Origin of the sequence: Endozoicomonas montiporae CL-33 (assembly GCF_001583435.1) — a bacterium.
GTDB lineage: Bacteria > Pseudomonadota > Gammaproteobacteria > Pseudomonadales > Endozoicomonadaceae > Endozoicomonas_A > Endozoicomonas_A montiporae.
The window spans coordinates 5,055,028-5,081,477 of the sequence record NZ_CP013251.1; the positions used below are offsets into that span (position 1 = coordinate 5,055,028).

Annotated in this window: 25 protein-coding genes and 4 tRNA genes; 7 read left to right on the forward strand and 22 right to left on the reverse strand. The window is 47.0% G+C overall.

The genetic code is table 11. The features are described 5' to 3' along the window. Nucleotides 1-31: 31 nt before the first annotated feature. From rplA to birA, 11 genes are all read right to left on the reverse strand, one after another. Nucleotides 32-727, reverse strand: a complete 696-nt coding sequence (gene rplA, locus EZMO1_RS23335) for a 50S ribosomal protein L1 (protein WP_034877892.1) — start codon at nt 725-727, stop codon at nt 32-34. After that, nucleotides 727-1,161, reverse strand: coding sequence for a 50S ribosomal protein L11 (rplK, locus tag EZMO1_RS23340; RefSeq protein ID WP_034877891.1), 435 nt, complete (start codon nt 1,159-1,161; stop codon nt 727-729). The genes rplA and rplK overlap by 1 nt, the downstream gene beginning before the upstream one ends. A gap of 176 nt (nt 1,162-1,337) precedes the next feature. Further along, the gene (gene nusG / locus EZMO1_RS23345) at nt 1,338-1,871 is read right to left on the reverse strand and encodes a transcription termination/antitermination protein NusG (RefSeq protein ID WP_034877890.1); all 534 of its coding nucleotides are present in this window, start codon (nt 1,869-1,871) and stop codon (nt 1,338-1,340) included. A 10-nt stretch (nt 1,872-1,881) separates the two neighbouring features. Further along, on the reverse strand, nt 1,882-2,253 hold the full coding sequence (gene secE, locus EZMO1_RS23350) for a preprotein translocase subunit SecE (protein ID WP_034877889.1): 372 nt from the start codon (nt 2,251-2,253) through the stop codon (nt 1,882-1,884). A 78-nt stretch (nt 2,254-2,331) separates the two neighbouring features. Further along, nucleotides 2,332-2,407, reverse strand: a tRNA-Trp gene (locus EZMO1_RS23355). Between the two features lie 151 nt (nt 2,408-2,558). Then, nucleotides 2,559-2,634 (reverse strand) — tRNA-Thr (locus EZMO1_RS23360). A gap of 32 nt (nt 2,635-2,666) precedes the next feature. Further along, nucleotides 2,667-2,740: transfer RNA gene (locus tag EZMO1_RS23365), tRNA-Gly, on the reverse strand. Between the two features lie 86 nt (nt 2,741-2,826). Then, nucleotides 2,827-2,910 (reverse strand) — tRNA-Tyr (locus EZMO1_RS23370). Nucleotides 2,911-3,055: 145 nt separating this feature from the next. Further along, nucleotides 3,056-3,745, reverse strand: coding sequence for an SPOR domain-containing protein (locus EZMO1_RS23375; RefSeq protein ID WP_051790392.1), 690 nt, complete (start codon nt 3,743-3,745; stop codon nt 3,056-3,058). 17 nt (nt 3,746-3,762) lie between these two features. Further along, complete coding sequence (locus EZMO1_RS23380; protein ID WP_051790391.1) at nt 3,763-4,527, reverse strand: type III pantothenate kinase; 765 nt, start codon at nt 4,525-4,527, stop codon at nt 3,763-3,765. After that, nucleotides 4,524-5,486 carry a bifunctional biotin--[acetyl-CoA-carboxylase] ligase/biotin operon repressor BirA gene (gene birA / locus EZMO1_RS23385; protein WP_034877887.1) on the reverse strand — a complete coding sequence of 321 codons (963 nt, stop codon included), beginning with the start codon at nt 5,484-5,486 and terminating at the stop codon, nt 4,524-4,526. The genes EZMO1_RS23380 and birA overlap by 4 nt, the downstream gene beginning before the upstream one ends. Nucleotides 5,487-5,690: 204 nt before the next feature. On the opposite strand from birA, the gene EZMO1_RS23390 reads away from it, so the two are divergent. Together EZMO1_RS23390 and EZMO1_RS23395 are read left to right on the forward strand one after the other, a co-directional pair. Next, the gene (locus EZMO1_RS23390) at nt 5,691-7,295 is read left to right on the forward strand and encodes an NlpC/P60 family protein (protein WP_145912715.1); all 1,605 of its coding nucleotides are present in this window, start codon (nt 5,691-5,693) and stop codon (nt 7,293-7,295) included. A gap of 99 nt (nt 7,296-7,394) precedes the next feature. Then, the gene (locus tag EZMO1_RS23395) at nt 7,395-8,453 is read left to right on the forward strand and encodes a pyridoxal phosphate-dependent aminotransferase (protein ID WP_034877885.1); all 1,059 of its coding nucleotides are present in this window, start codon (nt 7,395-7,397) and stop codon (nt 8,451-8,453) included. A 146-nt stretch (nt 8,454-8,599) separates the two neighbouring features. Here EZMO1_RS23395 and EZMO1_RS23400 read toward each other — a convergent pair whose 3' ends face one another. The 3 genes from EZMO1_RS23400 to EZMO1_RS23410 all read right to left on the reverse strand — a co-directional run bounded on the left by EZMO1_RS23400 (nt 8,600) and on the right by EZMO1_RS23410 (nt 10,731). After that, the gene (locus EZMO1_RS23400; protein ID WP_034877884.1) at nt 8,600-9,265 is read right to left on the reverse strand and encodes a phosphohydrolase; all 666 of its coding nucleotides are present in this window, start codon (nt 9,263-9,265) and stop codon (nt 8,600-8,602) included. Nucleotides 9,266-9,287: 22 nt separating this feature from the next. Then, nucleotides 9,288-10,142 carry a phosphodiesterase gene (locus EZMO1_RS23405; protein ID WP_160174096.1) on the reverse strand — a complete coding sequence of 285 codons (855 nt, stop codon included), beginning with the start codon at nt 10,140-10,142 and terminating at the stop codon, nt 9,288-9,290. A gap of 82 nt (nt 10,143-10,224) precedes the next feature. Continuing rightward, entirely contained in the window at nt 10,225-10,731 is a 507-nt protein-coding gene (locus EZMO1_RS23410) for a GNAT family N-acetyltransferase (RefSeq protein WP_051790387.1), read from the reverse strand. Between the two features lie 332 nt (nt 10,732-11,063). Between EZMO1_RS23410 and EZMO1_RS23415 the strand changes: the two genes are divergently transcribed. Both EZMO1_RS23415 and EZMO1_RS23420 read left to right on the forward strand, forming a co-directional pair. Next, the gene (locus EZMO1_RS23415) at nt 11,064-12,398 is read left to right on the forward strand and encodes a PhoPQ-activated protein PqaA family protein (protein WP_034877883.1); all 1,335 of its coding nucleotides are present in this window, start codon (nt 11,064-11,066) and stop codon (nt 12,396-12,398) included. Nucleotides 12,399-12,460: 62 nt separating this feature from the next. After that, complete coding sequence (locus EZMO1_RS23420) at nt 12,461-12,883, forward strand: hotdog fold thioesterase (RefSeq protein ID WP_034877882.1); 423 nt, start codon at nt 12,461-12,463, stop codon at nt 12,881-12,883. A gap of 67 nt (nt 12,884-12,950) precedes the next feature. Here the strand turns inward: EZMO1_RS23420 and tal are convergent, their stop codons facing one another. The 5 genes from tal to EZMO1_RS23450 form a co-directional block, all read right to left on the reverse strand. Beyond that, the gene (tal, locus tag EZMO1_RS23425; RefSeq protein ID WP_034877881.1) at nt 12,951-13,874 is read right to left on the reverse strand and encodes a transaldolase; all 924 of its coding nucleotides are present in this window, start codon (nt 13,872-13,874) and stop codon (nt 12,951-12,953) included. A 19-nt stretch (nt 13,875-13,893) separates the two neighbouring features. Beyond that, nucleotides 13,894-14,958: an IS701 family transposase gene (locus EZMO1_RS23430; protein ID WP_034873259.1), complete on the reverse strand. Its 1,065-nt coding sequence runs from the start codon at nt 14,956-14,958 to the stop codon at nt 13,894-13,896. Between the two features lie 368 nt (nt 14,959-15,326). Then, the gene (locus EZMO1_RS23440) at nt 15,327-15,893 is read right to left on the reverse strand and encodes a hypothetical protein (protein ID WP_034877879.1); all 567 of its coding nucleotides are present in this window, start codon (nt 15,891-15,893) and stop codon (nt 15,327-15,329) included. Between the two features lie 98 nt (nt 15,894-15,991). Continuing rightward, nucleotides 15,992-16,351, reverse strand: a complete 360-nt coding sequence (locus EZMO1_RS23445) for a SpoIIAA family protein (protein WP_034877878.1) — start codon at nt 16,349-16,351, stop codon at nt 15,992-15,994. 307 nt (nt 16,352-16,658) lie between these two features. Beyond that, nucleotides 16,659-17,054 (reverse strand): hypothetical protein, encoded by a 396-nt coding sequence (locus EZMO1_RS23450; RefSeq protein ID WP_145912716.1) that lies wholly within the window; start codon nt 17,052-17,054, stop codon nt 16,659-16,661. A gap of 132 nt (nt 17,055-17,186) precedes the next feature. Here EZMO1_RS23450 and EZMO1_RS23455 point away from each other — a divergent pair, with 132 nt between their 5' ends. From EZMO1_RS23455 to EZMO1_RS26370, 3 genes are all read left to right on the forward strand, one after another. Then, nucleotides 17,187-18,749, forward strand: coding sequence for a PhoPQ-activated pathogenicity-related family protein (locus EZMO1_RS23455; protein WP_034877877.1), 1,563 nt, complete (start codon nt 17,187-17,189; stop codon nt 18,747-18,749). Between the two features lie 435 nt (nt 18,750-19,184). Further along, on the forward strand, nt 19,185-21,128 hold the full coding sequence (locus EZMO1_RS23460) for a hypothetical protein (RefSeq protein ID WP_152557060.1): 1,944 nt from the start codon (nt 19,185-19,187) through the stop codon (nt 21,126-21,128). Between the two features lie 501 nt (nt 21,129-21,629). Next, entirely contained in the window at nt 21,630-22,829 is a 1,200-nt protein-coding gene (locus EZMO1_RS26370; protein ID WP_222842160.1) for a hypothetical protein, read from the forward strand. A gap of 151 nt (nt 22,830-22,980) precedes the next feature. Here the strand turns inward: EZMO1_RS26370 and trpS are convergent, their stop codons facing one another. From trpS to EZMO1_RS23480, 3 genes are all read right to left on the reverse strand, one after another. Continuing rightward, nucleotides 22,981-23,991 (reverse strand): tryptophan--tRNA ligase, encoded by a 1,011-nt coding sequence (trpS, locus tag EZMO1_RS23470; protein WP_034877873.1) that lies wholly within the window; start codon nt 23,989-23,991, stop codon nt 22,981-22,983. Between the two features lie 118 nt (nt 23,992-24,109). Beyond that, complete coding sequence (locus tag EZMO1_RS23475) at nt 24,110-25,459, reverse strand: ATP-binding protein (RefSeq protein ID WP_034877872.1); 1,350 nt, start codon at nt 25,457-25,459, stop codon at nt 24,110-24,112. 3 nt (nt 25,460-25,462) lie between these two features. Continuing rightward, entirely contained in the window at nt 25,463-26,137 is a 675-nt protein-coding gene (locus tag EZMO1_RS23480; RefSeq protein WP_034877871.1) for a response regulator transcription factor, read from the reverse strand. Between the last annotated feature and the right edge of the window lie 313 nt (nt 26,138-26,450).

Genomic DNA, 26,450 nt, shown 5'->3' on the forward strand with positions numbered 1-26,450 from the left:
GGTCATTTGTCTGAAAGACAAAAGCCTTTAATTAGATGTCGAGAGACGCCATGTCGATGGTCAGACCCGGGCCCATAGTAGAGGACAGGGTAACCTTCTTCATGTAAACGCCTTTGCTGGTAGCAGGCTTCAGCTTCTTCAGCTCAGCCATCAGCGCTTCAACATTCTGCTTCAGGGAAGCAGCTTCAAAATCGATCTTGCCGATACCAGCGTGAACGATACCGTTCTTGTCTGTACGGAAACGAACCTGACCTGCTTTAGCGTTCTTAACCGCGTCAGCAACGTTAGGCGTTACAGTACCTACTTTAGGGTTAGGCATCAGGCCGCGTGGGCCCAGGATCTGACCCAGCTGACCAACAACACGCATTGCGTCCGGGGAAGCAATAACAACGTCGAAGTTCAGTTCGCCAGCTTTAACCTGTGCAGCCAGATCGTCCATGCCAACAATGTCAGCACCAGCAGCTTTAGCAGCTTCAGCGTTAGCGCCCTGTGTGAACACAGCGACACGAACGTCTTTACCGGTACCGTTTGGCAGTACAGAAGAGCCACGTACAACCTGGTCGGATTTACGAGGATCCACACCCAGATTCACAGCTACTTCAACAGATTCTTTGAATTTTACGCTGGATACTTCTTTCAGAAGGTTCGCAGCTTCTTCGAAGGAGTAAGCCTTGGTAGCTTCAACCTTCTCAGCAATCATTTTTGCGCGCTTGGACATCTTCGCCATTATTCTACACCTTCCACATTCAGACCCATGGAACGAGCGGAACCGGCGATAGTGCGGATAGCCGCATCTTCGTCAGCAGCAGTCAGATCAGGTTCTTTGATCTTGGCAACTTCCAGCAGCTGCTCACGAGTAGCAGTACCCACTTTTTCAGTGTTAGGACGGCCAGAACCTTTCTTCAGCTTCAGTACTTTCTTCAGCAGTACGGAGGCTGGCGGAGTTTTGGTTTCGAATGTGAAGCTGCGGTCACCGTATACAGTGATCACAACTGGCACAGGCATACCAGCGTCGAGTTCCTGCGTCTTAGCGTTAAACGCCTTACAGAACTCCATGATGTTCACGCCGTGCTGACCCAGAGCTGGACCTACGGGTGGGGAAGGATTAGCTTTACCTGCAGGAACCTGCAGCTTAATGTAAGCTTCGACTTTCTTAGCCATTGCAACCTCTACATTGGGTCAACGCCTCCCTGAAGGCATCATACCAATCAGTTCAGCTACCCGTTTATCAGGCATTCCAGAGAGTTTACACCCCAAATCATGCCCTTAGATAAAAACCCTGCAGTGCTCAGCATTCAGCCAATCAGTGCAGGGTTTCAAAATAAAAAGTCCGACTCTCAGACTTTCTCGACCTGGGAGAATTCCAGCTCTACTGGTGTGGAGCGACCGAAAATCATAACCGCCACATGCAGGCGACTCTTTTCGTAGTTCACTTCTTCAACCACACCATTGAAGTCCGCAAAAGGACCATCAATAACGCGAACCATCTCACCTGGTTCAAACAGCGTCTTCGGACGAGGCTTCTCGGCCCCTTCATGAACACGCTGGAGAATAGCGTCCGCCTCTTTCTCGGTGATCGGCGCTGGCTTATCGGCTGTACCGCCAATAAAGCCCATCACTCGCGGCGTATCTTTAATAAGATGCCAGCTATCGTCGTTCATTTCCATCTGAACTAACACGTAGCCAGGAAAGAACTTTCGCTCACTTTTGCGTTTCTGACCGTTCCGGATCTCGACCACTTCTTCGGTAGGCACCAGAATCTCACCAAAGAGATCCTCCATACCGAATCGCTGAACGCGCTCTTTCAGCGAACGCATTACCTGCTTTTCGTAGCCGGAGTAGGCATGCACTACATACCAACGCTTCGCCATAGTTCTTTCCCTATCCAATCAAGCTGCTGATAGCCCAGCCTAGCAGAGAATCGAGCGCCCACAAAATGAGACCCATAACAATAACCACAGCAACAACGATCAATGTGGTTTGCACGGTCTCTTGACGTGTAGGCCAAACGACCTTGCGAATCTCAACCTTGGCATCTTTAACGAGGTTCCAGAAGGCACCGCCTTTTACTGTCTGCAAACCAATATAGCCTGCAACAGCACCCAGAGCCAGCAAGGCTACAACGCGGTAAAGAATAGACTCAGCAGAGAAGTAGTAATTCCCATATGCGCCAACAGCGACCAGGGCAAACACCAACCCCCACTTAAGGCCATCAAGACGACCTTCAGCCGCCACTTCTGGTTTTCCACTCATTAGTTTGATTTTCTCTCTAGAAAAGCCCCACTCAAAAACAGTAAACATGGTAAAAGAGTGAAGGCTTGAATCAAGAAATGGCAGGCCAGGAGGGACTCGAACCCCCAACAGCCGGTTTTGGAAACCGGTGCTCTACCAATTGAACTACTGGCCTGTATCTACGAGCGCCCTACTTTACTCTTCTAGATACAAGGGCTGACCAATTATAATTGACCATACCTTATCTGAAAAGCGTTATTATTTTTGATTTGTGAGGCATAAAAAAATAAGGGGCAGATAAAACACTCTATCTACCCCTATGCTTCTGGAGCTCTTAACCGGATTTGAACCGGTGACCTCATCCTTACCAAGGATGCGCTCTACCAACTGAGCTATAAGAGCAACTTCTCACCGTATAGAGGCAAGACTTATTCTGGAGCGGGTAGCGGGAATCGAACCCGCATCATCAGCTTGGAAGGCTGAGGTTCTACCGTTGAACTATACCCGCAACATAAACCGCATAGCGAGACTCACATCTTGTGATACCCACTTAGCTTTCAATCTTCTAAGATTTCAAGATCGAAAACAAGAATTTGGTGGTGGGGGCTGGATTCGAACCAGCGAAGCTTTCGCGTCAGATTTACAGTCTGATCCCTTTGGCCGCTCGGGAACCCCACCGAACGCTGCGCTATTGTATCCAGAGACAATTCAAAGTCAAGCTGTTGTTTTCGTCGTTCAACTCACTGAGTTAACTGAAACTCTAACCAATCGGCCTGATTGATTAACCTGCTTTGCTTGGCTGTCCCCGAAGCGCAGGCGTATATTAGTGAATTGATGATTCGGATGCAATCCCTTTGCAGTTTTTTTCTAATACTTTCAGACCGTTGTATTCATCTGCAAATCTTTCCCACATACCCTCTGTGATCTTGTCGGCCTCTTTCACTGCCAGCTCCAGCCAATACGTTTGTGGTTGTCGTGCCAGCTGCTTGATTCTTGTTTCATAGCCCGCCTGTAATAAACGACTACTGACTTTATTAGCGGATACTTCTTTACTGAAAAGCCCCAGGGATATCCCGTTTGCCAATTCACCCTGAGTAATCACAAAACTGTCGATGTTTTGCCCCTGAAGTTCACGGAGCAACCGTATTGCAGCTTCACGGCTGGCCAGAGGAGGGATATGCACCCAGTGGTCGTACTCACTGGCTTCATTATCGGATCGTTCCCTACTGGCTACTCCCAATGAAAAAAGCCGTTGTTGCATATCATCAGCCTTACTTGCAGAACCAAAAGGACCAACAACCAGGCATTGAGCATCCAGAGTCTTTTCTGAAGCTGAACGGTTATTTCGCTCAACAGGTTCAGGCAATAGTTCTGATCGGGGCAGGTTTTTCCCGCTTTCCGACCAGAGAACCAGTCGTTTACCCTGTTGTTTCTCAGGCTCCGACACCGTCGGCTTTACATAACGGCTTTGCGACTGCTGATAAGTTCCCCAGGCAAAATATCCGGTATTCATTATTAGCAGTAATAATATTATCCAGCGCATCCTTCTTTATATTCCCTGGCTGCAATTTCCAAACCATCCATTACCAGGTCAGGCATGAAACTTACCCTTCCTTCTTTATAGACACTAATCAGCGACTCAAGCTGGCCGCCATCACCTCCGGTCAGAATGACCCGGGAACCCGGATGCTCAGTCACAACTCTATCGATCAGAGCCAATGACATCATCAATGCACCATGATGAATACAGTCAACCGTGTTTTTACCCAAAGCCAGATTGTGGTTATCGGTTGATTCGACATAACGAAGCTTTGCCGTGTTGGACGCCAGCGTTTTCTTCATAAGGCTGATGCCCGGAACAATATACCCACCAAGATGAAGCCCGTTTTTATCCAGAACATCAACCGTGATGGCGGTGCCGCAATCGACAACGACTTTTATGTCCGGACTACTGGTTGCATGGGCGGCCAGCATTGCCAGCCAGCGATCGACTCCCAGTTTTTCAGGCGCATCGTAAGACAGCGTCACACCAGCCGATTCTTTTTTTGCTGTTGCTATATATAAAGGTACAACCTGAGTCGCCAATACATATTTTTTAATCTGTTCCAGACGTTCATCTGAAGACACCATCGAGATACTGACCAGATCCAACTTACCAACCGTATCAAGAAAACGGGGAAGGGCTGCCCCCCAGTCCTCGGTATTACAGAAAAAGCCCGAGCTGACTGCCAGAGCATTTTCCCGCAACAACCACTTCAGCCGGGTGTTGCCTGCATCAAACTGTAGAGTTCTCATGATTTCCTCAATGAAACTTCACCACCGTTGAACACTTTCACCCCTGTTTCTGTTTTTATCAGCAAGCCACCCTGTTCATTCACTCCGACATTTACACCTTTTTCCTTTCGGCCAGCCGCTTCTATATTCACTTCCTGCCCCCGGAAAGCATCGTATTCACTCCACTGGTCTCTGTATAACGCAAAGCCACCATGAGTGAAACCATCCAGCGTATGGCTCAGGGTATTGATCAGTTGGGATACCACCGCATTGCGACTGACCGTTTTCCCACAAACCTCATGCAAATCGACAGCGGGTTGCCCGATACCCTTCTTCTGATCTTCACTGAGCTTTATATTGATGCCAATACCAATAATGACATCACATTCTCCAGTAGGGTCACCGTGGACTTCCAGCAGGATGCCGCTGAGTTTCCTGCCCTGCCAAAGCACATCATTGGGCCACTTCAGCTCAATATTTCTTGCACCGTTTGCTTCCAGAGCTTTTAAAACTGCCAAGCCAACTGCCAGACTCAAACCTTCCAGAGATGCGGTACCTTCACTGATTCTCCAGTTTGCAGACATGGATATGGTTGAACCAAAAGGGCTGACCCAGGTTCTGCCTCTTCTTCCCCTGCCACTGGTTTGATGCTCTGCCAGACAAAACGTCATACTGCCGGACTCGTCATCACTCAGCTCTTTGACAAGATCATTGGTAGAGCCTGTGCTGAAGCAGGTATGCAGCTTTATTCTGTTGAGCAGGGATTTATCCAGACCTGACTCAATTTTTGACTGATCCAGCAACTCTATTCCCCTTCCCAGGCGGTAGCCCTTGCCTCGTACAGAGTCCAGTATCAGCCCCAGTTCTTCCAGCCCCTTGAGCTTTTTCCAAACAGCGGCTCTGCTGACTCCGAGAGAGTCTCCCAGCTCTTCTCCAGAGTGGAAGTGACCATCCGCCAGCAGGTTCAGTAACTTTTCCATCGACAGCCTCAATTCTTTTGTGACTGCATGATATGCCTTGCGACCCGCTCTCTCAAATTCATCAAGAACTTTCTGAATGAATCCGTGTCAGATAGCCAGTACAACAAAATGAGCGTTTCTTAAAAAATCAATGTCGCCAATGTCTCAAAGACACCTGTTTACGACTAGAGTTTATGCGAACTTAACAACGAGGAAACGGTATATATGAAATATCAACCACTTTTATCCGGATTGGCAGCAACACTGCTGTCCATGAGCCTGTATGCCTATTCACCCAATGACCAGCAGGGAACCATTTATGCGGGGTTACAAAACCTGAATGAGCTCGCAGATATTTTAATGCTGGAACGGAAACAAGAGCTGGGAACCATAGGCAAGAACAATCTTATTGAGTCACTGCTGTCGCCTTGGGATGAGAGCAAAATCAATGAATTAATATTGAATTCTGGCGACATAAAGACGGCAGCCAAAGACGTTGTAAGTGGTATTTTCAGAAATCCGCTGTATGACCTGTCTGGACTGCTCTCTCACAAAGAAGCCTTTCTCAATCTGATCGAAAACAGTTCATTTCTGAGCGCCTATGTTCCTGCAGCCAGAGGAATCACATTGGATGATACCGATGCGTTGTTCGTTCCCAGCAGAACATTACTGACTAAAAACCTTAATGGTACTGCCAATACAGCTACTGACCAGAAGTCTTCAAGCACACTGATTCCGGCCAATACTCCGGTATTTATTTTGGGCCAGCTGCGCGATCGCCCATCAATGGTCAGTGCAGAGAGAGATTCATGGCTACTGATATGGCGGAAAGAGTTTGGTCTGAAGTTTGTGCGCTCAGGGCATATCGGCAGACTAAGCGAGCAAGATATCGAGAAATACAAACAATTGGTCACTCGGAATCCGGAAATTGTCAGAACGGAGCGGGTTGAGCGTGAATTCAAACTTGATAACTTTGACATGCTGATGCCGGGAACAATGCCGTTGTACAGCCCTGATGAAGGGTACTTTCTGGCAAAACGCAATGGCAGAAAAGGAGAACTCGTCCAGATAGAAAGCAATACATGGTTTATTTACAGGGCAACACTCGATCATGCCACGCTGCGTTCAATAGATGAAGGCAAATCGCTAACCACTCACATTAAACACCCCCCCATGAAGCCCACCGTCCGTAACTACCTGGATGATCTGCATAACGTCATGTTCCATTATCCAATCTATGTGGAACCCCGGCTTAATGAACACCGGTCTTTTTCCTGGGGTGAAGGCATCACAGGTATCGACAACCTGCATGGGGTGGACACTTCCAACTTTGTTTACAAACTGGTACTAGGGTTCGGGCTCCGGCTGCCAAGGCACTCTGCTGACCAGATTGCAGAGGGAATGAAGATTAACAAGATATATGTTGATCGTTCGAAGGACACCGAGTCCCATTACCAGACATTGGTTGAACACTGCACATTGGGAAGAATGGCCGCTTTTGCCAATACCGGTCACCTGGTTTGTATAGGCAGTGTGTCCATGGCACAGCTTAGCTATCTGGATAAAGATGCGGGAACCGCTGCATTGAATAATGGCATAAAAGAAGGCGATCTTATTCCTTTAGTGGCCACCAGTCCGGTCGGGTTTAGCTGGCATAAAGAAGTTGATGGCAAAACAGTCCCAAGCTGGACAATTACACCCAAGGCTGCCGTATTCCCTATTTTCAAGAAAGGGCCATACAGTAGCTGGGTCAGCCGCAAAAATTATGATTTAACAATATTCAGTTTCTTTGAAAACTCCCCCAAACTCGAAACCAGAACTGAACTCTGATAGATCACCCGTTCGGCTCCGCATATACTATGCGGAGCCCGAGAAGCCTGACTGAGAACAGACAGCTTCTGATACTTATAAAATAAGCAGGTGTCACGAATGAGTATTTTCAAATCCCACATTTCTCAAATGGGAGCCTATAAACCACCATTGGAAGGTCGGGATAACCACCAGCACCTGCTGCTTGATTTCAATGAACGGGTTTTACCTGTTGCCCCCGCGGTTAAGCAGGCACTGATTGACTTTATTAATGATGACCAGCTTCAGGTTTACCCGGCTTACGGCAACATTACCCAGAAAATTGCCGACTACTGCGGGGTAAAATCCGAACAGGTGATGATCACCAACGGTTCTGATCAGGGTATCGACCTGATTATTCGTTCTGCTTGTCAGGAAGGTGATGAAGCGATTATTCCGGGCCCAACCTTTGCCATGTACCACCAGTGTGCCAAAGTTGAAAACCTGAACATTATCGAGCCCACCTATTCCAGAGAAAACGGGTTTCCAAAACAGGCCGTTATCGACGCCATTACCAATAAAACCCGACTGATTGTTCTGGCAAATCCAAACAACCCCTGCGGCACCCCTGTTGCCCGGGAAACAATTCTGGAGATAGCCAAAGCGGCACCTCAGGCAGCCACTCTGGTCGATGAATGTTATTTCGAATATACCCGGCAAACCGTTTGCGATGCGGTTGAGGAATACCCTAACCTGCTGGTCACCCGAACCTTCTCCAAAACCTGGGGGCTCCCCTCTGTACGACTGGGTTACGTTATTTCCAGAAAGGAGAACATTGACGCACTACTGAATGTACGTGGACCTTATGATGTTAACCAGCTGGCGGTGGTGGCTATAGATGCGGCACTTTCCAACCCTGAGTACACGCAGGAATATGTGAAAGAGGTGATAGAAGTCTCCAAGCCGATGCTTGAAGCATTTTTAGATAAAAAAGCAATCAAATACTGGCCAACTGTCGCAAATTATATCTGGGTGTTTCCTGATAACCCGGATGCAATGGAAAAGCATATTCGGGCCAGTGGAATTCTTGTCAGACCAAAACTGGACGCTAACGGGCGTAAAGGTCTGAGAATAACTCTTGGAAATAAACGACAGACCTTGAAGTTAGAACAGTGTCTTTCCTCATTTGAAATCAATTAGAAACCACAAGAAATTCCCGGAGCTTGCTCCGGGGGGCTTCTAATTCAAACCTTGTAACTTACGAAGAAGAACATCCATAGAGCGGTGTTTGATCTCTTGGGACCACTTCACTCAGATAAGTTCACTGTGCGCCTGCAACAGCAAGCTCAGTATTCGCCATTTAACTCCCGACACAGCTGATCCCTGAAATCCTTCAGAAACTGGCTGCTGCGCTCAGCCATTTGTCTGCCAGCAGCGGTTTGCATACTGCCGGCAATTTTCAGCAGCTTCAGTTCAAAGTGGTCAAGGGAGTAAATGCGATCATCCAGCTCACGATGGGTAGCCAGTGGGTCTTCAGGGTCAAACAGTTTCTGTTTCAGTTTACCGCCAGTATAAAAGCAGCGGGCAAGGCCGATGGCTCCCAGAGCTTCCATTCTGTCAGCATCCTGCACCACTTTGGCTTCAATGGTTTCCGGTGTTATACCTGCAGAATAACTGTGGGTTTTCACCGCATGGCAGACATCATTGATCAGCGCCTGTGGAAAACTCAGTACTGTCAGGCAACGTTCAGTTTCCTCTGCGGCCAGCGTTGATGCCATTGACCGCTGTGGATGATTTTTGGGCAGCACAACAATATCGTGGAAATAACAGGCGGCCAGAATGACCAGCCGGTTAGCACTCAAATCACCGTTATCCAGCAACTTGCTGGCGGTTCGCCACACTCTCTGAAAGTGTGAAATATCATGAGAAGCATCATCGGATTCCCGTCCCTGTAAAAACTGCACAAAAGTCTGTTCCCATTGCTGTAACAGAGATGGGTCGTTGTAAGGCATAATTTCGCGCTCTTTAGGTCAATTAACCATTTAACTGATAGCGATAGCAGGATCGGCTGTCGATGGCGGGCTCACTATGCAGAAACAGTCGGGAATGCACAACCACCTGCTCCGGCTTTAACTCAACCAGATGGTAAGCAGGCGGTTCAGGTGAAACATAGGCAGGCTTTTTATTATCAAATTCAAAAGCCGTCTGATGAACCGGCGACAAAGGACAGGAATAACTAATACCATGCCAGCTGCCTGTAACGGTTCGATGAAGGTGCCCAAAAAAGAGATGCCGGATTTGATTTAAATAAGGTTTCACGACATGAAAGAAGGCTCCGGCATTGACCAGGTTATCATCGTCCATGGCCGATAGCCCGACAGTGAATGGAGGATGATGCATAAACAGGTAAACAGGCTTTCCTTCGGAAGAAGCCAACACATTCTCCAACCACTGCAACCTTTTCTCACACAGTACACCGCCTCGTTTTCCAGCATCCAGTGTATCAAGGAAAATCATTCTGCCTGCCAGACTATCCAGGGTGTATTGGATAAAGCCTTCATCATCAACAGGGTGTTCAGGAAAAACCGTTAAAAATGCCTCTCTCTGGTCGTGATTGCCCATCAGCAGATAGACAGGAAAAGGCAGCCGGTTTAGCTCTTCTTGCAAAACCCTGTAAGCAGCGACCTCTCCCCAATGGGTCAGGTCGCCCGTGATGACCGCAAAATCAAGAGACAGGTGTTTGCAGTCAGAGAGAACGGCATCGATACACAGCCGGATTCGTAACTGAGGATTAATGTCATAATTCATTTCACCAGCTGGCACCAGCTGTGGGTCAGACAGGTGAATAAAGCGGATACTCTCTTTTGGCGTTTGCGGCGATGTACTCATAATGATTTTTGTGTTTGCAGGGTACAAAACCATCATGGCTCATTTGGTCATGCTTTGCACAGATTCAAAATAGACAAGCTCATTAAGAAGCAGAAACCGCAGACTCCAGACTGTACCGGGCAACCGTCATATTGCTCCAGCCTTCAAAGCCATCCAGATGCATACCCAGCGTCTGGATAACATCCACCGCAAACTCGTTGTCGGGTGCTGTGTAAGAAATAATTTCCTGAAAACCAAAGCGCTCAAAGCCTAAACGTGCAACCGCTTGGGCGGCTTCCAGCACCAGTCCCCGACCACGAAAATCAGGCAAAAAGCGCCAGCTTAGCTCAACACTTTTTCCGTAACTGGAAAAACCACAATAGCCAATTAACCGGTAGGTTTCTTTATGAACAACTGCCCAGCGGGACCAGCCTTTCCGATCAAGCTCCAGCTGGTAACGCCACAGTTCCGTCTCGGGCTTTGAAGCGGGGGATTCATCACTGAATCGTTGGGGTAAATTACTGTGACCAATTAATTCACCGTAAGGTTGCAGGTCACTCTCCTGCCAGGTACGAACCAGCAGTCTGGGAGTTTCAGTTACTATCAGCACGAGGCGCTCCTGATAACGCTTTATCGACAGCGTGAGCTATTGAAACGTTATAAATATGTAGCCCAACTCTGAAAGAAAGGCAGTTTTTTCTTATCTATTTAATCCAAATTAATACAAAGCAACGATAGAAAAACGATAGAAAAACGATAGAAAACGGCGTTCATCGAGCTCTACTTATAAACGTTTAAACGTTGTTTGCTTACCGGCATTTGACCCGTCTGTACCAAAAAAAGTTCTATGCTGTCTGGAAATATTCCATAAACGATTGGCCATAAAAGCTTGCCTGCGGTTGGCCGAAATGATTTCTATAAGACTTTCCAGCGGAAACCATTATGCATACGGTACTCAGCGACTTTCTCACCCTGCCTGAGCCACAGTCCCAGTGGAGGGTTGTGGATGAAGAACTGCTCGAAGGTCAGATAAGAGCCATTCAACTGGAAGTCATCTCACTGACATGGCCAAAAGATCAATCGATCAAGCCCGGTCACCAGCAATGGCATCACCGTTTACACCTTTACCTGCCTGAAAACGATCATCATCAGCCCTGCCTGCTAATGATTAATGGCGGTACACGTCATGACCTGTCGATGGAAATGACACCCCACTCCCAGGTTGACAGCGCAGCTTTGTGCCGACTGACTGGAGCACCGGTAGCCAGCCTGAAAGACATTCCCAATCAACCCATAGCCTTTGCTGACGGTAAACCCCGCTGTGAAGATGATTTGATGGCCTGGAGCTGGAAACAGTTTCTGGACAATCCCGCCGGGAACCGGTTTTACCCTTTGCAATGGCCCATGGTAAAAGCCGTGGTTAAGGCTATGGATGCCATTCAGGCCTTTACTGCAACCCGGAAAATAGAAGTGGATGACTTCATTCTCTCGGGAGGCTCCAAACGGGGTTGGGTGAGCTGGCTGACAGCCAGTGCCGACTTCAGAGTATCTGCCGTCATTCCTATCGTCATTGACGTATTGAATATTGAAGCCTGCATTCGTCATCACCACAACGTTTACAACGGCTGGTCACCTGCTATTCAGGATTACACCGATGAAGACCATAACATTCTGCAGGCACTGGATTCGGAAGCCACCCAACAATTGCTGGAGCTGACAGACCCTGCCCGCTACAAAGAATTCCTGCAACTGCCCAAATTTGTCATCAATGCCAGTGGTGACGAGTTCTTTCCTCCGGACTCTGCAAGATTTTACTATCACCAGCTACCTCAACCCAAATGGCTACGATATCTGCCCAATTGCAGCCACTATTTAGGTCGTGAGGCCAATATCGATACAACCGAACTCATGGCTTCGGCTTACGGAGTGCTGCTGGCTGATACTGCACCGGTTATGTCTTGGCAGCCACTGGACGATGGCGGCATTGAACTCAGAGTCAGCGAAGAGCCCGAAAAGGCTTGTGTCTGGCTATGTCATAACCCGAAAGCACGAGACTTTCGCAGGGATGAACTAAGAGATAGAGGGCTGGGTTTTCACTGCCAGCCCTTAACCCCGATCAGTCAATCACCGTGGGTTTACCATTTCCGCCCTGATACTCCGGGCAACGGCTGGACGGCTTTCTTCATTGAAGCCTCGTTTGAGAACCTGCCATTCCCAAATCTGAAATTAACCAGCGGAATTCGTGTACTACCCGACAATTATCCAACGCCGGATTAGACAACATTAACGACACCGTCTTAGTATTGATGACTGCTGTTCAATAACGGAACCCTTCAACGATGATCTGGAAGAAGTCTCCTTCACTGGAACAATTAAACGCCTCATTGAAAGACAACATGTGTGAACATGTTGGCATTGAACTGACTGAAGTCGGTAATAATTTCCTTGCCGGTATCATGCCAGTCGATAAACGCACTGTTCAGCCTCTGGGGTTATTACACGGTGGCGCTAATGTAGTACTGGCTGAGACGCTGGGCAGTATTGCGGCTAACCTTGCCTGTGAGCACGATCAGTATTGTGTCGGTCTGGAAATAAACGCCAACCACCTTAAATCCGTAAAGTCTGGTCTGGTAACAGGCATCGCCCGTTCTGTTCATGTTGGTCGCAGTACTCAAGTCTGGGAAATTCGCATTGAAGACGGGCAAGGCAACCTGTCCTGCATTTCGCGGCTGACTATGGCTGTAAAAAACTGGAAACAGTAACTCCCTTTCTCAGCAAGCTGTGAATAAAGGGAGTTAAGCTGTGGCAAATTTACTAAAAAATAGTCGTTTATAACTGTTGAGCAATCAGTTGCTCCAACCTGATCTGGTCTTTGGTAAAGTTACGAATACCTTCAGCCAGCTTTTCTGTCGCCATGGCATCTTCATTCATTAACCAGCGAAAAGATGCTTCATCCAGAATCACTTTCGGGTCGCTGGATGCAGGCTTTTCAGCATAGAGTTTCTGTTCCATGGGTTGCTGGGTGTTTTCAAGCTCTTCCATTAACGAAGGCCCTATCGTCAGGCAGTCACAACCTGCGAGCTCCCGGATTTCTCCAGTGTTACGAAAGCTGGCACCCATAACGATGGTTTTGTAATCGTGCTGTTTGTAATAATTAAATATTCTTGAAACTGATACCACCCCGGGGTCTTCAGCTCCGCTAAAGTCCCGGCCTTCTGACTGTTTGTACCAGTCAAGGATGCGACCAACAAACGGTGAAATCAGATAAGCTCCAGCTTCGGCACAAGCCTGAGCCTGAACGAAACTGAACAACAACGTCAAATTACAGCGGATCCCTTCCTGCTCCAGTATTTCAGCCGCTTTGATTCCTTCCCAGGTGGACGCAATTTTTATAAGAACTCTGTCGCTGTCGGCTCCTTGCTGCCGGTAAAGCCCGGCAAGATGGCGAGCTTTTTCAATAGTTGCCTGAGTATTAAAGGAAAGGCGAGCGTCTACCTCTGTAGAAACGACCCCGGGTACAACACCCTGTATTTCCTTACCAATGGCAACCGCCAGCCAGTCACAGGCCAGCCTTGAACGGGTAGAAGCGTCTCCATCCGCGTTGCGTCCATAATCCAGTGCCTCTGACAGTAATGCTTTATAAGCCGGTAACCCAGCTGCTTTCAGGATGAGCGAAGGGTTCGTTGTTGCATCAAAAGGCTTGTAGCGTTTGATCGCATCAATATCACCCGTGTCTGCAACCACCTTGGTCATACTTTTTAACTGATCTAACTCATGTTACGCACCCCTTCATCGACTGAAGTTTCTGGAACGATGATTTCAATGCAGTGAGATAAAGCTTTGCCCGCAACTCAAAATGGTTTAAATCAAGCTTATTAGCCAGCACCTCGAGACGAAATGCCGAATATATCGACATAAACAGATGATTACTCTGCGTCAAAACTGTATAAGTCGGTGACTTGGCCATTGACGCATTAGATTTGAGTGTTTTATGGAAGACTTCAACTTTCCACCGTTTTTTGTAGATCGCCTTCAAAGCCTCTGCGTCACACTCAAGATCACTGCATATCAGATAGAGAATGCCCTTACTGCCATCTTTGTTTGTAAAGACCTGCCGGAACAGCAGAACGGGGAAGTCCACGCCTGCAATCCAGCCTTTGATAGGCTTTTCTTCTGAGAAATCAATGGAATCTATGCGCTGTGAGCGCCCCCGACTTTTATCTTCCTCACTCAGCGAAACCTTCCGGTTTGACTTGCTGGCCATGACAAAATGCTTATCGCATTCGTGTCGTATATACAGCATGTTGTCGTTAGAACAGAACCAGCTATCTGCCAGCACGTAACGAAATTTGAGCTGATTATCACAGCAAACTTTCAGCATCTCCCGAAAGTCTTCGTTCTTGGTGGTTTCAGCCTTGCGTTTAACTTTTTTAGTTTTTACGTCGGAGTATTGAATAGGCTTTTCGATAAGCTTGTAGGCCACGGGAATAGAGATATCACCGACATGGTAAACAAAGTTGAGAAGGTTGATACCTTTTACCGAACGACCAAAGGTGTGATCAAAGTGCCATGCAATCAGGTCGTTCTCATCAGTGTAGAGTTTCTCCTGAATAGTGTCGTCGGCAATAAGTACTCCATCATCGCGCTCTTCCTGACGCACAACGGCTTTAACATGGTGCCAAAGAGTCTTACTGTCGAAGTGATTACGGGACAGAAGGCGTGTTACCTGATCATGGCTGTATGCGCCGTCCAGCAAAGATGACAGCTGTGTAGCTGTCGTTTTGCCGAATGAGGACAGCAGGTAATCGCTATACAGCTCAAACAGCTCTGTGTTCATGCTCTAAAGCATGGCAGATTTTTCTGGGTGCGTAACATGAGTGATCTAACTGATTGCGCATTTTTCAACCTCTTCTTGTCATGCTCATATTTCAAGCCGTGCCCAATTAAGATAGGTGTACTCAGCCACAAAATGACATAGGTCTGTTTGAAAAAACCGGCAGCGGATGCCAGAAGGATGCACTCAGGGCTTTTGCTGTTTGAGGAAAAAAAGAAAAATAACCGGAAGGCTCCGATATCTGAAGTGTCTTGGGTCGGCCATACCCTGCCAGCCAGATGTTCAGGTTTTACCCTGCAAAATCAAGCCAGAAGAGAAAATCGCTTTGTTAACAATACCGGGGACATCAACCCTGAGGCGATAACAGACCTTTACTGTTGAGCTTGTTTCCCGCGTTCATAAGCCAGTTGCTGCATAAGGACACTGATTTGGACATCTTCAGCTCTTATCAATGCCTGATAGTGCAGAACAACTGAGTTGATCTGCTCTGACAGGTTGCCTCTGGCGGTCAGTTCGGCAGTATCTGACAGGCGTTGAACCTGACTGCTCAGTTCTTTATTTTTAAGGCTGTTTTTCAGTGAGGATTTTCCGGATTTATTCAGTTCAGCCTGAAAGCTTTTCTCCAGCGCTTTGATCTCACGATCCATGCGCTTGCGGTATTGGTTGATGCGCTTTTGTCTGAGTTCAATCCGGCTCTGAAGTACACGGATTCTTTCACTCACTTCCAATGACTTCAGCTTATCCATGTCAACCGGCTGCAGTGGCGCTGCCATCCCTCTTAGCTCAACCGGTTTTGCATCTGAGCCGCACTTTTCTTCAGAAAACTGTACAGTGCCATTCACCTGACACTTGTAGATTGTTTTTGCCTGCGCGTTACTGGTGTATGTCATGGTAACGACACTTAGTACCGTTGCGGTGAAAAATTTGAATAAAAACATATCCCCGTCCTGGCCTGAATTCCTTATTAACTATCCATTACTATAGTCGCGGCTGAAACTCAGCACAGAACAGGGAGATTAAGAAGGCGGAATCGATATCAGTCCATCAGCCAATGAATCGCCTGATCTTTTTGCTGCAAACCAAAAGGCTCGGCCTTGATTCCCGGAAACAGCATGTCAGCCCACTCTGTGACCCGACTTAACCATTGCCGGTCAGTGACCACCGCTTTCTTATGGATGGCTTTCAGATGAGGCAGGCCAAATTTCAGATCTTCCCAGAGAGCTGAAACCGTTATGCCTTCCCAGGACTCCACCTCAACGTATACAGACAGTTTGCTATGGTCATCAAACTTCGGCTTCATATAGTCAATCAGAGGAAGGATATCGTCCTTTTCAATTTTGCCAGATACTTTTATACCCACTATATAATCCGCAGGCATCTCCAGAATTTCTATCATCCTACTCTCCTCTCCCTCCAGCCTTCTACAGCAGCACCTGTTACTCCATAGCAAGTCATGGCACTCATTATGCGTGATGCAGCACGACGCTCTATGTCGCTATGCAGACGATCTGGTCTCCAAGCGGCGTCAGACGAGTGGCTGACACCCCCTATACAGCCGAATCATGGGCAGTAACCTTCGGCAAATCAATAGTTGGTATGTAAAAATACTGTTAGTTCTGTTCATAATTCACAACAACTGAATACTGAAAGACCAGTCGGCAATTGAACGACTATAAATTGAACCACTACAAAATAGAGCCTGACTATTCAAAAAATGCTTCCCTGATCTCTTTTACGTACCTTAACTTAGACAGGTTCTTCAGTACTTCAAGATAGTCATCAGTAGCCGTATTACCAATACACAGGTATTCCTGCTCTGTACAACCTATACGCCCGGGAGACTGTTTGTAGACAACCACCGTCGGATCGATCGCCATTACCTCAGAGACATAATTAATATTGTCGGGAATGCAAAATTCATAGCTGAGAGCCAGAAGACTATCGGGCTGCCCCTGTAACCCCAGTTCATCCAGTCTGTTGAGATCAAATTGAATTTTATCCATTGTTCCCGATGAGTTGCCAAATACCGAACACCCGGTAAGCACTCCACTAAGCACTCCACTGAGCAGTAACATCGCCATGGCGGATATTAGTTTCATTCTCATTACTCATGCCTGATGACTTCAGCACAGATTCTACTTTTTTACCGAAGCTTTTTTCCAGAACAAGCTGTCAGACTGGAATAACTAAACTATTGTTTATGGTCATAAAACAACAATTGCACAGCGACCATGACAGTCCGACCGAACCGAACACTGATCAAGCAACTGATTTTATCAGCCCGCTCATGGCTGCTGGTTCTATCTGTCTTTTCATGCTCTTTCTTTTTATGCTCTTTGACAGTATTCGCCAATAACCACCTGAAAGAGCCCCAGAGCCATTGTTCCGATGAACACCTGAAGCAACACCCACAACACATACTTTCCTGCTATCTTCAAAAACCAGACAATAATTACCACTGGCGTGCCACTGAAACATCCGGGAAGACGGTCTCTGTTGCAGACCAAAAACAGGAAGTCATTACACACAGCATCGAAATGACATCGCAGCGCTGGCCTGTTGGCCTGAAGCATCCGGTGGATCACCCCCTCTGGCGCCATAGAATCACGATTTATCAGCCCAAAAAAGTCATTCATGATCAGGCGTTGCTGTTTATTAATGGCGGGCAGCTTTACTCAAACAAAAATGAACCTCTCACTGCAAAGCAGTCACCCAATGATGATCTGGATTTTGCTTACATTGCAGCACTCAGTCAGTCGATAGTGGTTGACCTGAAGGATGTACCCAACCAGTACCTGCAGTTTAAAGACCACCAGCCCGTCAAAGAAGACGCCCTTGTCGCCTACACATGGGAAGAGTTCCTTAAAAACCCCGAAGCGAATGCCTTTATGCCGTTGCGCCTGCCTATGGTGAAAGCCTCCCAGCGAGCAATGGATGCAGTACAGGCGTTTATGAAGGGGCAGAACATTAAAATCAATCAATTCGTCCTGTCAGGCATGTCCAAAAGGGGCTGGGCGGCCTGGCTAACAGCCGCAATGGATAGCAGGGTCATCGCTCTGGCACCGATGGTTGCAGATGTTCTTAACCTGCAAGCGGCTATGGATCATCACTACAAAAGTTATGGCGGCTGGGCGCCTGCCGTCAAAGACTACAAAAATGTTCTGTCACAACTTCATTCCAAACCATTAACACGACTAATGCAGGTAGTTGACCCTGTGCATTACGTACAAAACCTCAGGCTACCCAAATACATAATCTCTGCTGCGAATGACGACTTCTTCCTGCCCGATGCCAGCCGATATTTTTACGATGACCTCAAAGGCGACAAGTGGCTAAGAACGGTTCCGAATGTTCGTCACTATCTTGCCCGTATGGAAAATAAACTGATTACAGAGTCTCTGGCATCTTTCTATGGTTTAATCATCGAGCAACGCCCCATACCGGCCGTTCACTGGGAGTTACAAGGCAATATTCTTAAAGTCACCAGCTCTGTTCCTCCGGAAAGTGTCAGGTTATGGAGCGCGGTCAACCAAAATACCCGGGACTTTCGCTTAACTCCGGATAACCCATCCGTCAAACCATTTACTGCAAAATACCTCACGATCAAGTGCAATCCAATTTGTCGCACTAAAGCCTCAATTGCCAATCCATCAAATGGATGGAAAGCGTCGTTTATAGAAATGAAATTTGCCAACCGCCCGTATAAAGACTTTGTGGTTACCACCCAGGTCTTTATTACACCTGACACCTACCCTTCCCGCTCTCGTTTCCAAGATAAGAAAAAGTCAGACTAAAGCAGATCACTAAATTTGCATTTGATTCAAAATCAGGTTGTCTGAGTTGCTTTTTGGTCTATAAAACCTATAGGCAAACATACCAGGGCGAAAGCTTCTAATGTACGTTCGTTAGGTTTTCTTGCGAAACCTCATTACTCATTCGCCATGCAGTTCGGAAAATAGAACTTTTTATACGCAATAGAGCATTAAAAATTTTAATTTTTATAATTTTAAGATGTATTAAATCATGAATTTGATATGAACGTACGTAAGATGCTTTCGCCCTGATAAAAATATAAGGCCGGTTTACTTTTTAATCAAAGGTGAATCATAGGCATGAGGACAACAGCTAACAAACGACTGACGACTAATAATTAAAACAATAGTACATGATTGCACCATAGCCATTATTTACTTAGCAATGTCACTCCAAAGCAGTTAAGGAATTGATTGATGATATATCGCCATTCAGGACAATACTTTTCATGGGACGCCTTTAGAAAACCACGCATTGGGACTGTCAAAGTCCTTTGCCTGAGCCTTTCGCTCAGCATAGGAACGTTGTGGACAGATACAACATTCTCTGCTGACACACCCTCTGGTGAGAAAGCCGTCGTTCAGAAAGAAGACGTTGCTCAGGACAACGTTAATCTGGCAGCACCTGTCCCTGAGGAAAAGAAAGACTTTCGGCGCAAGAATGAACTCCAGCTTTCCACCATGACCACTGAAGACTCTGCAATCATGGATGTAGAGGGCTATATGATCACATCTGCCGAGCTGGGCAAATCGATCTTCAGAAGAAGCATTGGTACAGTCAGAGATAAATCAAACCCTTCCAAACCCGCCATACCCATCACAGACATAGAGCTTTCGGTTAATGCAAAAGACGTCAGACAACTCGCCCAGACTAATCCTGAGCTGTTTGATGTTGATAAAACCAGAGAAATTGCGGGTGTAGAACTGCTGGGATTTGTTGCCATGAAAAATGCACTGGCGGGTCTGGTTTACCTGGCAGACGCAGAAACGGGCAAAACAGGCTGTGAAGTGCTGCCCATTCAGGATAAAAACAATATTGAAAACCGATACTGGAAAGACATAGACAAATCCATCGGTCAAGAAGCTAATCCGGAAAACTGCTCTCTATCCTTTCGGGTTCGGGTGCAGGAGCTGTCCGAGTTGAAAGCTGTTCAGGGCCGCAGTACGCCAAAAATCGTTAAGACCCTGCGAGCCAAAACTGAAGTCTGTCGCTATCCATCAGCAGGCATTCTGCACAAATCAACCCGTACCTGCCTGGAAGGCTGGGAAGAAGATTTAAGCCACAAACGTTATCTCTTCCTCAAAAACCACGAAGACCGGCTGGCCAGAAAAATTCTGGATGACTTCGGTGCTGCCACTAAATCAGGCAGTCAATATAGCAACAAGCGTTACTACGACTACGAAACTTTTGGCAAAACTCATGACGCCCAGGACGGAAAAAATGCAAACGCCGGGCATGTCAGCGACATTTTCGGAGCACTGCTGCCCAGCTTCTGGATTGCTGCCAACAAGTTTGTCAAACAGTGGACAGGCTTATCCTCCGATTATGCGAAAAGAGCTGAAAGCGTAAAATTTAAAGAGCAGATTAAGTTCTTCAAGGGTAACCCTGACAAAATGCAAAGAGTCTGGAATGAAAAAGCAGGAACCAGCAAAGGGGATTTCAAAGTTGATCTGGCAAAACTTGGCATAGACTCTGTTGAAACAAAGTACTTTCAGGCACTCACCCCTTCTGAAGAAGAAGAGGAAGATGGAATGACCGAGGCTTACTCGGATGACCCTGATTTCGAGCTGGAAATTTCTCCCAAATTCATGGAGTTAAACAGTGACGGTATTTCCATCACGTTTACCCCTATCAGTGTTTCCAAAGGCGCCCTGGAATTCGCAGATAGTGATGAACAGGTTGAAGCCCTTAAAAATTGTCAGGACACCAGCGCCCTGTCAGCGAATGGCCTTGACCTATGCCAGCAAAACTACAAAATTTTGCTTCAAACCAGTCAAGATCTCTCTGACACCGTCGCAGAGCTCACTACTCTGGATTCAAAGGACAGTTCAAGCAAAACTCTCACTGATGAACAGTACAAGGCTCTTGGTTTCGGGCGAATCATTAGCCTGACAAAAGAAACCAATAAGGTTGTGGCGCTGGCAAACGCTCTTATGCGTCTGTTAAACCCTGATCTGCCTGATTCAAAACTCTACCATTCGGGGCAGTCAGTTACCGTCAGCCATGACAATATGCTCTGGAAGTGGCATGACAGTCAGCCCAAAGACAGTGAACAAATTAAGCCTTACCTGCATCAGTTCAAAAATAACGATGGAACCATTGTCGAAGACAGTGAGGGTTCTCCAAAAGACGAATTATAAGTAGCAGGGTACGTCTCAGCACCTTCACGAAGATGTCAGTAAAAAACGGAAGGTGCTGAACAATAATTACGAGAGAACAGCTCAATGAAATCATTTCTTAATACAAGTTTAGCTGCACTGACAGTGTTATTTAATAGTCCTTTACAAGCAGCAGATTCAAACACTGAGACCAGACTCGAACCTGCTGATACTGTTTATCTGCAAGAAACAATTAGTTGCCCTGAGTCTTTTAATTTCACCGAGATAAAAGGAGACCGGGACCGGAAAAGAAAACTGAAACAACTGGTTGCTCCTGAACTGCCAACAGAGTTCTCGGACACTTTTAAAATTGAATCAAAGCATATAAAAGCAGGGCGAGAATTCCTTTTCAACGAAGGCAGGATCACATTTACTAAAAACCTGCCTGACGGAATGACATGTACCTACACAGGAGGAGAAGAGCTCGCAGAAATAATCATCACGGTTAATAAAGACCCTGACAGTAAAAAAGCTGAAAAAGACATGAGTGATTTCGAAAGGATACACTCATCGGAAAAGCCATATCCCTACAAGCTTGCGAATGATCGTGCTCTGGTTGCAGACACTGACACTCACATTGGAGAGCTATCCTGCCACCCAAATCAGCAAAACAGATGGCAATGTAGCATTGCTCCAATGTTCTTCGTGGTTGTTAACAAAGTTTCGTACAGAAAACTCAGACCAAGAAAAAGTGACGACAAAGGCCATATCCTGCTGGTTGAAACCGCAGGTGACAGAAGAAACGAAAGTGTGAAACCTGTAGCCAATGGACAAAAGACCCCCCCGGAAAAACTCTATATCCCATTTACTACAGAAATCACGGCCATACAGCTGCAGCTGATTAACGCTAAAGATAATAAAGAGCTGACACCACTGTGCATTCCTGAAGGAAAAACACTGGACAGACTCCCCATGACACTGGGCACATCAGCAGTCATTGAAATTCAGGGCGTGGTTGATAAAGAAGGTATTGTGCAGGAAGGCACAAAGTGTACGATGCGCTGCGGTAATGATTCCAGAACATCAAGTTGCTGGCAAAAGAAAACACCTTATCAGTATACCTGCGAGTGGTATAAATCAGCAGCTAACTATGTGGCTGAATCAATGCTGTGGCTAACACCGCCTATCGGTTGCTGGGAAGTAAAAGATGAAGTACCAAAAAGCCCCAAAGAGCCGGCTCCTGCTGACAAACCGTCCGATGTAGAAGTAGTAAATGATCTGGATGACTGGTATGCAGATGAAGCTGACGAAGCTGACGAATACGACCCGGAAGACATCAGGTTGACCCCGGAACAGGAAAGGCTTAAGAAATCGCACTTTAAAAAGATGGTGATGCTCTCTGCTGAAACAGACCCATTCAAGCTTCTGGGCCTAAACCAGACAGCTCACGATGTCTTCCTGTCTGCCGGAGAGCTGAAGCGTATTCGTCAGAAGCACGGTATTACTGAACCTCAATGCTCGGATGGTTTATTTCGACCTTTGTGCAAAATCATCAACCACAAATTGGAAGAGGCAAGACGTGTTTTAAATGAAGCCAAGAGGGCAAAAGACACAAAGCTTGATGGTGATGGTGATGTTAAGGAAGAGTTCAAAAAAATTTGTAGCTCTGATGCAAATGGCGATCAATACTGTGAGTATGTTAAAAAGTCTGAACTAAAAATGCACAACCTAAATGAGCTTTGATAACGAATGTCAACGCAGAATAACCGGCTGAAAAGGCAGCGCAATAGAATAGCTAATTATTGCGATTGGTATAACTGATCAGGTCTGAACTAACTCAACTTAAAAGAAAGCCAGCTTATTTGCTGGCTTTCTTTATCAGGAAGATGTTTATTTAAACAAACCCTTTAATGCCCACAGCCTGACGCACCTGCTGCAGGAATGGCGCGGCTTCTGCCCGGGCTTTTTCCGCACCTTTGCGCAGTTCTGCCTCAATAAAAGCAGGGTCCTGAAGCAGTTCATTGTAACGTTCACGAGGCCCTTTCAGCTTGTCGTTCACGTACTCAAACAGTTCATTTTTCAAATCGCCCCAGCCAGCGCCCGCTTCATATTGAGCTTTCTTTGCCAGAACCTCTTCTTCGTTCGCAAAGGCCGAGAAAATCTGTAGCAGCGTACAGGTAGACGGATCTTTTGGTTCACCCGGTTCCAGAGAGTTCGTCTTGATCTTGCGAATCAATTTCAGCAGTTTTTTCTCTGGCACAAACAGGGGAATGGTGTTGTCGTAGCTTTTACTCATCTTACGACCATCAAGGCCGTTCAGGATGGCCGTTTCTTCACCGACAACCGCTTCAGGCAATACAAACCGGGTTTTGTAGTTGTGATTCATGCGCTTGGCGATATCTCGTGCCATCTCCAGATGCTGAACCTGATCCTGACCAACAGGAACCTTGTGGGCATTGAAGATAAGAATATCGGCAGCCATCAGTACCGGGTAACTGAACAGCCCCATGGTAATGCCAAAGTCCGGATCATTCTGTTCATCAGCAACATTCTGTTGAACGGCGGCTTTATAAGCATGGGCGCGATTCATCAGGCCTTTGGCCGTCATGCAGCTGAGAATCCAGTTCAACTCCATGATCTCGGGAATGTCAGACTGACGATAGAACGTTGCCCGATCAGTATCCAGCCCTAAAGCCAACCATGTCGCAGCATTGTGCATTCCGGATTCATGGATTCGCTTTGGATCACGACCTTTTACCATTGCATGATAATCCGCCATGAAGTAGTAGGACTGAATATCATCACGCCAACTTTCCTCAATAGCTGGTTTAATAGCGCCTACATAGTTACCCAGGTGCGGAATGCCTGTCGTCGTAATACCAGTTAATACTTTGGTCTTTGTCATGGGTTACTCATTAGGGAAAGTCTATGACGTGTACAATGCAGTAGTAATAGTCACTACACTTGAAACGAACGAAGCATTATAAATAAAACAATTTGTTGGGTGAAGGGGCACAAGAGGTTCATAACGGCAGTCTTATCGTAAACGAAGCACCACCCAGTTCAGAGTCACTGATAGAGAGCGAGCCATCATAGCTGTCAATAATATCCATCGCTACAGCCAGCCCGATTCCCTGCCCTTTGGTACGACTGTCAGCCCTGACACCCCGCTTCAGAATAGCCTGCCTACGGCTTTCCGGTACGCCTGCCCCGTCATCTTCAATCTGACAAACTGTCCAGCTTTTTCCGTCCTGAAGGAGAGTATGCGAAGAAACCTGCACTTGATGCAGGCATAGCCGGTAAGCATTCTCAAGCAAATTACCCAGTACTTCCATCATATCCTGCTCTTCAGCCGGAAAATGTATACCTGCATCAATGTCAGTGTTCAGTTCAACCCGCTTGTCGTGATACACCTTGTCCAGTGTCCGGGTTATTCGCCCGACAATATCCGCCACATCAGCCCGGTGCCTGACCAGCCCGCGCTGTCGTGTCAAAGCCCTTTGCAGTTGATAGCTGATAATCTGGTTCATACGATGTACCTGTTCGTCGATCACCGCCCCAACGTTTTCATTCTCTCCATGGTTTTTAAGCGTTTGACTGTATTGAGCACTTTGCAATACTGCCAAAGGGGTTTTCAGGCTATGGGCAAGATCAGCCATCGCATCACGGTAGCGCTCCCGCTGTTGACGTTCGTTGTTCAACAATTGGTTCAAGGCATCCGTCAAAGCCACCAACTCGCTGGAATACACACCCTCAAGCCGATTGGTATCCCCTGCTTCAATACGTTGCAGGTTACCCGCAAGCTTTCTGATGGGAATCAATGACCAGTGCATGCCGTACCAGAGCACCACCATCATTAGCAGTGCCGTTAAGGACAGCGACAGCAATAAATTACTTCTGAAGGCAATAAAAACTTCTTTATATTCCGTCGCAGGAATCATGGTCAGAAACGTCAGGGGCAGCCCTTCCAGCAAAATATCAATATCATAAAGAAAATAGCTGCCTTCAGGCCCCGAATAACGGGCAAAGTTGGTCGTGTGCTCATCAAACTGAACCGAGTAATAAAGAATCTCATCCAGCGATGAATGGGAGCGCCACAGCACATCACCCTGCTTATCCAACACCAGCCCGAGCACTTCCGACTCTACCTGATTAAAGCGTTCATCCGGCATCAGATGCGGCATAACCAGTTGCTGGTCAGTCACACTGGCCACCGTCAGGAGCACATTAGCACCCGCCGCCAACTCCTTTTTAATCAGGTCATATTGTGCTCTTTCAAACGACTTCATCACTGAAAAAACAATCAGTGCCACGCTGATCAGAAGAATCAGCCCGGAAGCCATCAGCACACGAAGTCGTAAAGAGTGTTTCATTATTCAGGAGCAGGTCAGAGTGAACAGATAGCCCTGCCCACGAATCGTATCAATGGGATTTTCAACACCTGTAGCTTCCAGCTTTTTACGCAGGCGTCCTACCAGAACTTCCAATACGTTGGAGTCCCTGCCTTCATCATCGTACAGCTCATCTACCAACTGTCGTTTGGAAATCACCTGCTGACCATGGCGCATCAGGTATTCAAGAATTTTGTATTCATAAGCGGTCAGTTCAAGAAGCTGCTCACCCGCCCAGACCTGATGTCTGGAAAGATCCAGAGTAAAATGCCCGGCTTTTATCTTTGGCTGGCTAAAACCGGAAGAACGACGGATCAACGCATTCAAACGGGCTTTCAGCTCTTCAAACTGGAACGGTTTAACCAGATAGTCGTCAGCACCTGCTTCAAGACCAGACACCTTGTCCTGCCAGTTGCCCCGGGCGGTCAAGATAAGAATCGGGAAGGTTCTGCTCTGTTCCCTGAGTTTGCGAATCAAATCCAGACCATCCATTCCGGGCAGTCCCAGATCTATGATGGCGGCATCCAGAGGATACTGGTCAACCAGAAACAGGGCTTCTCTGGCATCCGGCGCAGTATGAACACGATAGTCCTCACTGCCCAGCTGATAACTGATGTGGTGACGCAACAGGTCGTCATCTTCAACCACCAACAACTTCATGGCAACTTCCCACGATCTAAAAATGTGCGAATTATTTCACAGGATTATAACGGGCGTCACCGCTTGTTGCTCAGCATAATAAGATGGCGTTGCTCGATAGAAGTGCAGTTCCCCACAGGGCGTGAGGAACTGTAAGAAGCTGTTCATGATCTTTTGAGGAAAGCGAAAATGGTGAAAAACAGGGGCAATTTATCGACATTTGCAGCCCTCAATAAGATCGTGAACAGCTTCCAAGGCTGTCCTTGAAAAAAGATAGTGAAAAAAGATAGTGAAAAAAGATAGTGAAAAAAGATAGTGAAAAAAGATAGTGATG

Bases quoted from the DNA above. Each gene is read 5' to 3' on its own strand.
- rplA (WP_034877892.1), bottom strand. From the start codon at position 727: ATGGCGAAGATGTCCAAGCGCGCAAAAATGATTGCTGAGAAGGTTGAA.
- rplK (WP_034877891.1), bottom strand. From the start codon at position 1,161: ATGGCTAAGAAAGTCGAAGCTTACATTAAGCTGCAGGTTCCTGCAGGT.
- nusG (WP_034877890.1), bottom strand. From the start codon at position 1,871: ATGGCGAAGCGTTGGTATGTAGTGCATGCCTACTCCGGCTACGAAAAG.
- secE (WP_034877889.1), bottom strand. From the start codon at position 2,253: ATGAGTGGAAAACCAGAAGTGGCGGCTGAAGGTCGTCTTGATGGCCTT.
- EZMO1_RS23375 (WP_051790392.1), bottom strand. From the start codon at position 3,745: ATGAATACCGGATATTTTGCCTGGGGAACTTATCAGCAGTCGCAAAGC.
- EZMO1_RS23380 (WP_051790391.1), bottom strand. From the start codon at position 4,527: ATGAGAACTCTACAGTTTGATGCAGGCAACACCCGGCTGAAGTGGTTG.
- birA (WP_034877887.1), bottom strand. From the start codon at position 5,486: ATGGAAAAGTTACTGAACCTGCTGGCGGATGGTCACTTCCACTCTGGA.
- EZMO1_RS23390 (WP_145912715.1), top strand. From the start codon at position 5,691: ATGAAATATCAACCACTTTTATCCGGATTGGCAGCAACACTGCTGTCC.
- EZMO1_RS23395 (WP_034877885.1), top strand. From the start codon at position 7,395: ATGAGTATTTTCAAATCCCACATTTCTCAAATGGGAGCCTATAAACCA.
- EZMO1_RS23400 (WP_034877884.1), bottom strand. From the start codon at position 9,265: ATGCCTTACAACGACCCATCTCTGTTACAGCAATGGGAACAGACTTTT.
- EZMO1_RS23405 (WP_160174096.1), bottom strand. From the start codon at position 10,142: ATGAGTACATCGCCGCAAACGCCAAAAGAGAGTATCCGCTTTATTCAC.
- EZMO1_RS23415 (WP_034877883.1), top strand. From the start codon at position 11,064: ATGCATACGGTACTCAGCGACTTTCTCACCCTGCCTGAGCCACAGTCC.
- EZMO1_RS23420 (WP_034877882.1), top strand. From the start codon at position 12,461: ATGATCTGGAAGAAGTCTCCTTCACTGGAACAATTAAACGCCTCATTG.
- tal (WP_034877881.1), bottom strand. From the start codon at position 13,874: ATGACCAAGGTGGTTGCAGACACGGGTGATATTGATGCGATCAAACGC.
- EZMO1_RS23430 (WP_034873259.1), bottom strand. From the start codon at position 14,958: ATGAACACAGAGCTGTTTGAGCTGTATAGCGATTACCTGCTGTCCTCA.
- EZMO1_RS23440 (WP_034877879.1), bottom strand. From the start codon at position 15,893: ATGTTTTTATTCAAATTTTTCACCGCAACGGTACTAAGTGTCGTTACC.
- EZMO1_RS23445 (WP_034877878.1), bottom strand. From the start codon at position 16,351: ATGATAGAAATTCTGGAGATGCCTGCGGATTATATAGTGGGTATAAAA.
- EZMO1_RS23450 (WP_145912716.1), bottom strand. From the start codon at position 17,054: ATGAAACTAATATCCGCCATGGCGATGTTACTGCTCAGTGGAGTGCTT.
- EZMO1_RS23455 (WP_034877877.1), top strand. From the start codon at position 17,187: ATGACAGTCCGACCGAACCGAACACTGATCAAGCAACTGATTTTATCA.
- EZMO1_RS23460 (WP_152557060.1), top strand. From the start codon at position 19,185: ATGATATATCGCCATTCAGGACAATACTTTTCATGGGACGCCTTTAGA.
- EZMO1_RS26370 (WP_222842160.1), top strand. From the start codon at position 21,630: ATGAGTGATTTCGAAAGGATACACTCATCGGAAAAGCCATATCCCTAC.
- trpS (WP_034877873.1), bottom strand. From the start codon at position 23,991: ATGACAAAGACCAAAGTATTAACTGGTATTACGACGACAGGCATTCCG.
- EZMO1_RS23475 (WP_034877872.1), bottom strand. From the start codon at position 25,459: ATGAAACACTCTTTACGACTTCGTGTGCTGATGGCTTCCGGGCTGATT.
- EZMO1_RS23480 (WP_034877871.1), bottom strand. From the start codon at position 26,137: ATGAAGTTGTTGGTGGTTGAAGATGACGACCTGTTGCGTCACCACATC.